This is a genomic window from Psychrobacter halodurans (assembly GCF_017498075.1).
GTDB classification, from domain to species: Bacteria; Pseudomonadota; Gammaproteobacteria; order Pseudomonadales; family Moraxellaceae; genus Psychrobacter; species Psychrobacter celer.
On sequence record NZ_JAGBKN010000030.1, the window covers coordinates 17,205 to 28,915 of the forward strand.

General features: G+C 45.8%; 5 protein-coding genes. 2 read left to right on the forward strand and 3 right to left on the reverse strand.

Annotation, left to right across the window (positions count from 1 at the left end; all coding sequences use genetic code 11):
- Window positions 1-14 precede the first annotated feature (14 nt).
- On the reverse strand, window positions 15-899 hold the full coding sequence (locus tag J3491_RS10765; RefSeq protein ID WP_207970215.1) for a LysR family transcriptional regulator: 885 nt from the start codon (window positions 897-899) through the stop codon (window positions 15-17).
- Between the two features lie 89 nt (window positions 900-988).
- Here J3491_RS10765 and J3491_RS10770 point away from each other — a divergent pair, with 89 nt between their 5' ends.
- On the forward strand, window positions 989-1,441 hold the full coding sequence (locus tag J3491_RS10770) for a PACE efflux transporter (protein WP_075101209.1): 453 nt from the start codon (window positions 989-991) through the stop codon (window positions 1,439-1,441).
- Window positions 1,442-1,573: 132 nt separating this feature from the next.
- On the opposite strand, the gene J3491_RS10775 is transcribed toward J3491_RS10770, so the two are convergent.
- On the reverse strand, window positions 1,574-9,286 hold the full coding sequence (locus J3491_RS10775; RefSeq protein WP_207970216.1) for a BapA/Bap/LapF family large adhesin: 7,713 nt from the start codon (window positions 9,284-9,286) through the stop codon (window positions 1,574-1,576).
- Window positions 9,287-9,353: 67 nt separating this feature from the next.
- Window positions 9,354-10,310: an OmpA family protein gene (locus tag J3491_RS10780; RefSeq protein ID WP_075101207.1), complete on the reverse strand. Its 957-nt coding sequence runs from the start codon at window positions 10,308-10,310 to the stop codon at window positions 9,354-9,356.
- A gap of 406 nt (window positions 10,311-10,716) precedes the next feature.
- Here J3491_RS10780 and J3491_RS10785 point away from each other — a divergent pair, with 406 nt between their 5' ends.
- Window positions 10,717-11,376, forward strand: a complete 660-nt coding sequence (locus tag J3491_RS10785; protein WP_075101206.1) for a hypothetical protein — start codon at window positions 10,717-10,719, stop codon at window positions 11,374-11,376.
- Window positions 11,377-11,711 lie beyond the last annotated feature (335 nt).

Consider the following 11,711-nt stretch of genomic DNA (forward strand, 5'->3'; position numbering starts at 1 on the left):
ATTAGCAGTACAGATTAGATTTGTCGATCTAAGGCGATGATGGCCTGCTGTAACCAAGTCCCCGCCTTACCCAAAGGCTTTTCTTTATGCCAAACCAGCTCAACAGCCACAGGCCAACTGTGCTTATCAAAATCCAGTGTTGGCGATACCAGTGAGCCTTCTTTTAGAGCATCGACCACGATATGCTCAGGCACCAGTGCCCACCCTAGATTGCGCTGAACCAGCTCAATGATGATCCACTGGCTCTCAACCCACCACACATCGGCGGCGACACGTAGACGTGATTTTTCTTTGCTATCGTTACGCGTGGCGACGATTAATTGCCGGTGTGTTTTTAAATCCTGCCAGCTGACGACTTTGCTTGCAAGCATATGCTCAGGCGCACAAACCATTTTTAGGGGAATCCAGCCCAAGGTATGAAAGCGAATGGCTGAAGGCAAATCTTCTTGGCTCCACATGATACCCAAATCCGCCCGTTTGTCCATAACCAAACGACTGACATCCTCCATAATGGGCAGCAGCAGCTCTAACTCTACGCTAGGAAACAGGCTGTCAAACGTTTCAAGTAAGCCGGCCAACCATTCTGTGGGATACAAATCATCAACCGCCAGCACCAGCCTACTCTCCACCCCTTCGCTCAGACTTTTGGCCACCCCAAAAAAATGCTCACAGCGCTCTAGTATCACATACGCTTCCGCCAACAGCCGCGCGCCCGCTTCGGTCAGCTCAGGATAGCGACTGTTTCGGCTAAACAGCACATTGCCTAAATCGATTTCTAAATTGGCCACCGCCGCACTTACCGATGATTGCGCTTTCCCCAGCCTGCGCCCTGCTGCCGAAAAAGACCCCGTCTCTACGGTCGCCACAAAGGCTTGTAATTGCTCTAAAGAAAAGTTCATCTATCGGTTTTTCCTATATGTCATAACTTTGATGTATTAGTTTAGCAGATACAATATAGGCAACTAAATTATTTTATAAAGGATGTATCATGCGAACCCATAGAGATCGTATTCGTCACGCTGTGGGTTTTGAGGTTATCGCCTTAATCCTCTCGATTCCAATCATGAGTTTTTTCTTTGGGTTTGAGCTTAAGGACATCAGCGTTATTGCCATTGCAGGCTCTATCATCGCCACGCTTTGGAACTATGGCTTTAATATTGTTTTTGATAAAGGGATGCTCAAATTTACGCGCAGTACCTTTAAGACACCATGGATACGAGTGCTGCACGTTGTGTTGTTTGAAGGTGGATTACTGGTACTGTATCTGCCCATGGTGGCATGGTATCTAAATATCAGCTTATGGCATGCTTTTGTCATGGATGCGTCGTTGGTGGGCTTTTATTTGTTTTATACGTTTTCTTATAATTGGGCTTATGACAAGCTCTTTCCGATCACCCATTTCGGCCATACAACAGATAACACGGTGCCTGCGCAGACGTAAGCGCAGGCAATAAGAAGCTGTAAATGATTGGCGTTTAATGGGCAGCATTTAATGACTAATGACCATAAGTAATAAAAAACGCTTCCCTCTTGGAAGCGCTTTTGATACATCATACGATTTGATAACTAACGATTAAATAATATTTTGGATATCTGCACCGATATCGTTTTGTAAGACTGGATAATTGTTTACCTGCCAAGCGTCATATAATGCCGCTTGATTATCTGTCGCAGATTGCTGGCTACCTTGCAAACTACCTACTGCTGAGCCCTCAGTATTGACGCTCATACTTTGCACCTCTATGGTTTCGTTTTCGAAGATATCTGACAAACCGATAGAAGTCTCTGAATCCATCATCATGGCTTTAGAGCCCTCACCAGCGTCGGTAGATCGCGTGCTAGATAAGCCATCAAGCGCATCGAGACTAAATTCAGCGATACCAGCAGCCCCTACTTCCCACTCTATACTACCCAACAACTCATTTAAGTCAGTCGCTGTTACTTCTAACAGCCCCTCAAACTCAGCGTTGCCGTTACGGTCGACCATGAGTACACCGTTTTCATAGGTCAGGTAGTCGCCGATATTTGCTGCCGTTTGGTTGCCATCGAGCAGTCCTGTCACATCGATCGTATCGCCTTGAGCAGCGCTAAAGTCATTCCAAGTATCCAGACCGTTATTACCATTGCCGCCGTTTTCTGTCCCTAGATTACCAAAGACTAAAGTATCAGCGCCTTCGCCCATGATGAAGCTATCATTAGCGGCGGAGCTGATGGCAACATCATCATAAATAGAGGCCGTAATGTTTTTGCCAACATTGATCTCTAAGGTTGCAGTCTCTTTGACACCTGTCACAGAATTAGTCTCATAAGTAAAGCGCTCAATCCCAAAGCTTTCACCATTTGGCAAATAGCTATAACTACCATCTTTAGAGACAGTCAAAGTGCCATACAAGCCTTCAATATCAATCGATTGTGCACCTTGATTAGGGTCGCTAATGAAGACTGACTTACTGTCAACTTTTAGCTCGGTAATGTTATCTATGCCTTGGTCATTATCGTTACCAGCAATCAAAGAGCCACTGATAGCCATCACATCACTAGCGGTATAATCCGCTGAATGAATGACTGTGGTGTCAAAACCGATACTCTGCAAGTTACCTTTGTTTGTCGTAATGGTCAGCTCATAATTGCCTGCAGGCAAATCAGGTAATGAGTCGCTCAAGGATGCTCCTGCCTTTGTCCCTTCCACTGAGCCCACAAAGCTCTGACCAGTTGTGGTATTTAGCAAAGTATAGGTAATGGTGACATTATCACCAAAAGCGATATTAGTAGATCTGGCAGTCGCTTCTATGATAACCGGAGCGGCGGCATCATGTTCAGCGATCTCAAACTCTTTAGTGTAAGACTTGCCATAATTACCTATTTTATCTGGCTCATTAAAGTTGATGTTGGTGACGGTATTTTGCGTTTGTACTGCCACTTCATTAAAATCATCAACCGCCGTATGCGTGCTAATCTTGATGTTTAAGGTTTCGACAGCCGCATTACCATTTGCGTCCTTAGTCACCAGTCTAAATGAGTCGACCTCGCCATAGGGCGGCTGCCAGTTAGGATCACTAGCGTTGTTGTTTACGCTATAGGTGTACTCGCCATTGGCATCGATGACTAGCTGCCCGTACTTGCCCTGATAAGTCATAGGAGCGTTTGAGGTGACCGCCTCTTCGCCTACTTTGAGTATCACAGTACCCACATCAGGAGTGGCATCTCCTGTGATCTCACCTGTAAACTTCGAGGGCTGGTCATAATCATAGATGGTGTCATGATCCACATACAGACCATTGCCGCTGAGCACTCCCACGCCGCCTGCGGTCAATAACACAGCCTTATAGTCACCTTCACCAAACTGCAAAGTCAACGGGTCTGACCTACCACCAAGTAATGGCGCATTAAACCAGTTTTTTTCAAAGTGAACTTGCTCATACTGTCCAGTATCTTCGTTGAGCTTATAAACTGCCATGCTATAGGTTTTTGCAATCTCTACGCCGCCTGCGCTACCATGCAAGGTAAGCTCACGCACCTGATTGTCACCCACGCTAAACTCAAGTGGCGGCTTACCGCCTAGTAGCTCAAGATCTAGGACGGACGATGAGCCAAAACTCAAATCCAAAACCCCAAAGCCAACAGCGTCTTTAATCTCAGAGTCTGGGGTATCTAAGATGACCGTCGGCTCTGCATCGACCACAAGAACTTCATCTATCTTTACTTGTTTATCGGCAGGGAGGATGTTTAACTCAATGGTGAGATCTGCAGAGTCGGTATTACCATCAGGCGATGCAATGGTATAAGTAAAGCGCTCCTCACTGCCATAAGGCCCGCGGAAGTCTTCATTGACACTATACTCATAGCTACCATCAGACGCTATGGTCAAGGTGCCATATTGTCCTTGAATCGTTGTCTCGCCTGACTCAAGCGTTTGTGTGCCAGTAGATGAAGTGATGGAAGTCACCGTGGTACCACTTGGTAGCTCATCGTAACTAAAGCTCGCATCATCATCCGCTAAGAGGTCTCCTGTCACTGAGCCGCTAACCGCTGTCGCTTCGGAGTAGTCTAAAACAACATCTTTTTCAAACTGTAGCGTATAACCCGTCAATGCTGAGATACCTTCATTACCAGACATGACAAACAGCCACTGGCCTTCATCCAAGCTAAAGTCAGCCGGTTCAGACACGCCGCCTAGCAGATAAGACACTACCCAGTTTTCTTTGACTGCCTGTAGCTCCCACTCACCGGTAGACTCATTGAGTTTGTATAAATTCAGATTCATGGTGCCTGCGACCTGTACACCGCCTGCATTGCCCTTGACAGTCACTTCACGGACTTGATCTTCACCCACCTCGAGTACCACTGAGTTATCAACAACATCAGCGACCACACCTGCGCCCAATACAGGACCTAAGCTTGCACCGACCACTGTAAAGCCGGTTTTATTCAAATCTGATGGTGTGTCGTTTACTATTTCTAATGGCGTAGCATTGAGCTGCAAATCGACAAAATTATCAGCAGCAGCGATGATCTCATCTGTATTGACGGCATAGTCTTTGGTGGTAGTGACAATGCCTGTATTGCCTGCTTGATCCGTTGCGCTAATACTGACCTCAATAGTGTTATCAGCATCTGCCACAAGCTCAGTACCGGGCACCTCAACACTAAAGCTGCCAGCAAAATCTACAGCGCCTGCATATTCAATACCATTGACCGTTATCGTCAAGGCATCGCCCTCACTATAGTCACCCGTCACGCTGCCCGTAACCGCGATATTGCCTTCAGCCTCGATAGCATTAATGACGTTGTCAGCGGTCACGTCGTCAACGACAATATCGGTCGTCGTATCATCGGGAACAGCGGTATCAATGGTGATCGTGGCGCTAGCCGTATCAGAGCCAGAGGTCGCTATTAGAGTCTCTAAGCCCTCTCCCATAGCAGCCACTTGCGCTGATTCAACAGCGATACTCCATCTATTATCAGAGCCCACAACAATAGTACCAATAAGATCACCTGTTTGGTTGGTTAATGTGATGGTGTCGCCTGCCGCACCTGTACCTGTGACATCAAAACCAGTAACTGCTTCGTCAGCATTGACAAGGTTATCACCTGCGATTGGAGTGGTAATAGTCAGTGCTGTCGCTGGGACAATGGTAATATTAGCCGTCTCAGAGTTCACGTTACCCGCTGGGTCTGTAGCGGTGATTTTTAAGGCTTCTAACCCTTGGTTCATATCAGCAACGTTTTGTTGAGTAACACTAATAGACCATTTACCATTAGCACCTACAACCGCCGTACCAATCAGATCGTCTGCTTGGTTGGTCAATGTGATGGTATCACCCGCAGTACCTGTACCTGTTACGTTAAAGCCCTCAGCAGCTTCATCAGCATTGATAACGTTATCACCTGCGATGGGGATGTCGACAGTAAGCTCAGCCACTGTATCTACCGTAAAGTCAAAGAAATCACTCGGCGCACTGCTGTTCCCTGCTAGGTCTGTTACGGTAGCGACGATACTATAGTCACCATCTTCAATAATGCCATTTATGTCATTAGGTATCGTAATTTCTGATACGCCGTTGGCTACTTCAGGTCCCGTGACAACGTGAGTAATCTGTATTGGTGTACCATCCGCTGGGGTCACGGTTAAAGTAATGGTATCCCCTTCTAGGGTGCCTGTCGGCAACGTAACTTCGGTTTGGATACCGTCAGCAATCTCATCAGCATTAACACCGTCCTCAGCTTCTGGTATGGCTATGACTGGGGCAACTTGGGTGGCACCGTCTTGCTCACCTGGAGCGGTGGTGTCGACAGTAATATTGACCACAGGGCCACTGCTACTTACGTTTCCTGCTGCATCCTTTAGGTTATAACTCAGATCATGTGCGCCATCTGTTAAGGCGTTGTTCGGTGTCAACGTGAGGCTGCCATCAGCGTTGTCTACGATGGTTGCTTCGACCACTTCACCATCGATGATCAACTGCGCCGTTTCGTCAGCGCCTAATGTACCAGCAGGAATCGTAATACTTGGGGTGTTGTCGTTGGTGACACCACCTGCTGGAATGATTTCTGGTGGATCTAAGACATCGCCACTACCGTCATTGGCGACATTATCAGTAATGGTGAAGTCATTTGTTGGGGCGTTAGGGGCTATGGTATCCACCACACCCACATTCTTGTTTAAGGGTTGTGACTCATTGCCCGCCGCATCTTTAATGGTGGCGGTGATATCAAGTGACTCGCCCTCAGCGGGTGCAGGTACTTTGACGGTGACTTCTTTGTTGGTGATGTCATCGGGCGTTAAGATCTGTTCTTGTCCATTGACGATGACGGTGTCACCTGCAACGGCGTTGTCTGGTAGGCCAATGATAGCGTCTATGTTGCCATCTGCATCAATCTCTTCTTCGTTGAGGAAGCTATCATCGTTGCCAACGGTAATGCTGGTTGGGGCATCAGGGGCGGTTAAGTCTGGTGCAAGGGCGTTGGTTGGATCAGAAGTATTTCCTGCCTCGTCTGTCAAGGTAACGTCTATCTCTTCACCATCGACTTGTGGTGGCACTATATCAACATCAAAGTTGCCATTTTCATCGACCATCCCTTCGCCGATCACATCGCCATTTGGATCTGTGATCTCAACGCTGCTACCCGCTTCTCCTTTACCAGTGACACTGCTGCCATCTGGACTGACGATGACGTCTGTCGGCGCATCAGGGGCTTCAGTGTCTACGTTATAAGTTTTGTTTTGATTCACAGTGCCAACGTTACCGGCAGCATCTGTTGCTTCGATGCTCACGCTTACGTTGGTATCAGCGGCAAGGTCGCTACCGGCCACCGCAACACTGAATGTACCATCAGCGTTCACTGTGCCTGCGCTTGTTACATTATTGACGGTCACAGTGACGCTGTCGTCTTCAGTGAAGTCGCCTGTTACCGTACCGGTGATCGTAACGTTACCGGCGGCTTCGTCACTGTTGATGACGTTATCAGCGGTTACTTCGTCGATAGCAATCTGGGTGCTGCTGCTATCAGGAGCCGTGGTATCAACTCTGGTCTCAGTAGTAGGCATTGAATGGTTGCCCGCGGCATCGACCGCTTCAGCGCGCACATCAGTGCCATATTGCGGGGTGATGTCAGTGCTAAAGCTGCCATCGGCTGCAACAGGAACAGTAATAGTGAATGTTCCATCGCCATTGTCGGTTGCGCCTTCTGGTAGATCCGCTTCATCACGAGGCGTTAAGGTGATCTCAACCGTCTGTGCCCCTTCACCGGCAGTCACACTACCGGCAACGCCATTTTCATTGACGCTGTCGATACTCGGTGCGCTTGGGGCTTCAGTGTCCACGCTGAAATCAAGCGAGGCACTCGGCGCACTACTGTTCCCTGCTTGGTCTGTGACGGTAGCGACGATACTATAATCACCGTCAGCGCTGATGCCATTTATGTCATTAGGTATCGTAACTTCTGATACGCCGCTGCCTACTTCAGGTCCCGTGACAGTGTGGGTGATTTCTACTAGAGTACTACCACCCGTTGGGGTCACGGTTAGGGTGATGCTGTCTCCCGCTAGGGTGCCTGTCGGCAATGTGATTTGAGTTTGGATACCATCGGCAATCTCGTCCGCATTAACACCGTTATCAGCTTCTGGTATGGCTATGACTGGAGCAACTTGGGTGGCGCCGTCTTGTTCACCTGGAGCTTCGATATCCACCACACCCACATTCTTGTTTAAGGGTTGTGACTCATTGCCCGCCGCATCTTTAATGGTGGCGGTGATGTCAAGCAACTCACCCTCAGCTGGTGCAGGTATTTTGACGGTGACTTCATTTGCAGTGATGTCGTCAGGCGTTAAGGTCTGTTCTTGATCATTGACGATGACGGTGTCGCCTACTTTAGCATCATCAGGTAAGCCTATCACCGCATCAACGTTATTATCAGCATCCACTTCTTCTTCATTAAGGAAGCCATCATCGTTGCCAACGACAATGCTAGTTGGGGCGTTGGGGGCAGTTAAGTCTGGGGCAATGGCACTGGTTGGATCAGAAGTGTTTCCTGCCTCGTCTGTCAAGGTTACTTCTATCTCTTCACTATCGACTTGCGGTGGCACTATGTCAATGTCAAAGCTGCCGTTTTCATCGACCATCCCTTCGCCGATCACATCGCCATTTGGATCTGTGATCTCAACCTTGGTTCCTGCCTCTCCTTTGCCCGTGACAGTGCTGCCATCTTCACTGACGATGACGTCTGTCGGCGCATCTGGAACGGTTAAGTCGGGGGCAATGGAACTGGTTGGATCAGAAGTATTTCCCGCCTCGTCTGTCAAGGTAACGTCTATCTCTTCACCATCGACTTGCGGTGGCACTAGGTCAATGTCAAAGCTGCCGTTTTCATCAACCACCCCTTCGCCGATCACATCGCCATTTGAATCCGTGATCTCAACCTTGTTTCCTGCCTCTCCTTTACCAGTGACGCTGCTGCCATCTTCACTGACGATAACGTCTGTCGGCGCATCTGGAGCGGTGGTGTCTGGTGCGAGGGCGTTGGTTGGATCAGAAGTATTTCCTGCCTCGTCTGTCAAGGTAACGTCTATCTCTTCACCATCGACTTGCGGTGGCACTAGGTCAACATCAAAGTTACCGTTTTCATCGACCACCCCTTCGCCGATCACATCGCCATTTGAATCTGTGATTTCAACGTTACTACCCACTTCTCCTTTACCAGTGACGCTGCTACCATCTGGACTGACGATGACGTCTGTCGGCGCATCTGGAGCGACATTATCAATTGGTGGTTGATTATTATTGCTACTTCCACCACTGCTTCCTAAAGCAGCACCTAAGATACCTACTCCTGCCAGACCTGCTAACCAAGGTAACGCATCAAAGCCTTCAACTTCTGTGGCTCCCACCCACCAAGGTGCTGCTTGCGGTGTCCCACCCAAGGCCTGTCCTTGTACATCACCTATTTCCAACTCAGTAACATAGTCTGCTACCTCACCAGAATCCGGAATATAGTAGTAATAACTGCCATCTTCGGCCAAGCCTATGAGCGCACTATTAATATCCTCATAAAACCCTTCAATAATAAGACCTGGTTCGAGACTGTTATTTTCAAAAGAAACATGCAGATCTTTGTCTACTCGCTTAGTAATGATATGGTCTGGCGCATGTCCTGTGGAGTCGTCTATAAGCTCATAGTTAATATTATTAGTAGCAGCAATGACGATCGGTTCGCTATTTTGTGTCATTACTTTGTGCTCAGTAACTGTCTCAATTTGGCTCTGTACTTTAACGGTTATATTTTTCATGATATCATCCCTGATTTTTGTCTATGAACTTTTGAGTAATGTCTTCGCAGTATTATATCGTTGCCAATTATTTAGCAGATTCTTCTCGGATCACGATAGCGTCTACTCGGCGATTATTTTGACGTCCTTTTTCTGTACCACTTTTATCCACCGGTCTTGACTCGCCATAGCCCACACTGGCTATACGCTCAGCATCTAGACCATATTGATTTATCAAAATATTTTTGACAGCATCGGCACGCTTTTGAGAAAGCGTTAAATTGTATTGTTTTGGGCCTCTATCATCTGTATGGCCTTCTAATATCACGGCTCTTTTAGGAAACAATCGAGCCGTATCGGCCACTTTACTAAGCTTTATTACGTTCTCGTTTTTGACGTCGACACTATCGAAATCGAACAGTAGGCGAAAGTACAAAGGTGCATCAATATCGCTATTGTCCGCTGTACTCAGCGTTTCCGACTGTTGTAGATCGACATTGTCTAGCCTATTACACTTAGAGGAGACACGATTGATTTGGTGAGCTTGGCGCGTAAACTTCTCAGGTGAATTTAAAACATCCTCAAGAGAAACCTGTCTGATAAAAGCATGGCCTGATTTGGAAGTACCAATCTGTAAGTAGATGGTGGTTTGTGGGAGGAAGGTATATTTTTGAGAGTAGGTGGTTACTTTTTGCTTATCAGCGACTCCTATGTTGATGTTGATAGTTTGTACACCAGAGCACAGCACACTTTCTGAATAGTGCTTGTTTTGTAGGCTAGATTGGAAAACATTATCAGCACCTAGCCCTATCCTAACAACGTCTGAGCTGCCGTCCTCTTCATCACGAAAGAACACCACTCGGCTTTCATTAGTTGCCAACACACTATCGTCAGGCGGGCCAAACGCGTCTCCACTGGTAACCCAACTGGCTTGATATATCTGTGTACGGTTTAGCTCTGATGGATTATTTGCGAGAGTTTGACATCCTAATAAGCCAGTCATTGAAAACAACACCGTTGATAACGTCGCTATTCTAATATCCATATCTCCTACTCCTTATTAGCATGTATGATTTCTATCTTAAATGATTTTTGACCGACTCTTTTATTACCATTTATCATAGGTATTTATGTTTTTTGTAAATATCATGACTATAATCTCAGTATAGCGTTACAAAAAAATAATGCAAACCTTGAATAATCATTATTATTCTATCTAAAAAACCCTACTCTTATCATTGCTTTTTTATTTTTATAGAGACTATGATTATATATAAAATTTATTTATATTCGTTTAAAAGCATATATAAAGTACACCATACTTCTTTTAATGACTATCATTTATATTTTTTATACGATACCTTTATAATGATACTGGTAGTAGCCGCAATTACTTAGGGATTTAGATAATACTAGCAAAAACTTTGGCACAAAAAGGTAAGAGCTATAGAATGAAAAGTTTTGATAAGAAGCATCTAAAAGCCCTGTGTCTAGCGATACTGGTGCATATAGCCGTATTCATTGTGTTTTATCTGACTGTACATACACATGACTCAGCAAAAGTGGCTGACAGTAGCTCTAATACAGTTTTTCCTTCTAGGATTAATATTACAGACCCGGACATACCTCCTTTTAAATCAAAGACTTATATATCTACGCTTAGTAGCACACAGACCATCGCGAAAAAAGACAGTGATGTTCAAAACGGTCATACGAAAACCTCTACAAAAAACTCGGAAGCGCCTGATGAACCAAAAACTGATAACACGGCAATCTTGGAGGGCTCTCAAAAGATCATTCATAAAGATAGCGCGGCCTCTGTCTCAGTCAGTCAAAACACACAAGAAAAAGATGCTCCAGATAGCCAAAGCAACGAGAATCTGATGCCTATAAAAAAAGAAGACCTTGCAGAATTAAAAGATATAAAAAATCATGCCGGACTATTAGAGATGGATATCCCTAATACAAAAAATAATATAGTAATAGATGATGAGCATCTATCAATAAAGTCAGAAGTAGAGGAGATAAACAATCAGTTAAGTCAAGCAATCAATGAAATAAAAAATCTAAATCAACAGAAAATTAATGAAATAGAAAAACAAAAAAATTAGCAACTAGCATTTATAAAGAATACTTTTCAGCCACCCTCTTCTATAAACAAAAAAGTAATAAGCATTTAAAGACGACAAATAAAAACCCCAGCATATCGCCGGGGTTTTTATTATATATGGTTAAGTCCTTATAAAGTCGATATTACTTTTCAGTGAGCGACTTGATAGCTCTGAACCGCCCCGTGATTGTCGGAGACCTAACTTTCTGAGAGAATACGACAATGAAAACACGAAACTACGCCCCTGAGATTAAAGAACGCGCCGTTCGCATGCTGATTGAAGCATTAAGCGACTATCCCTCTACATGGTCAGCCATTCAAGCCATTGCCCCTAAG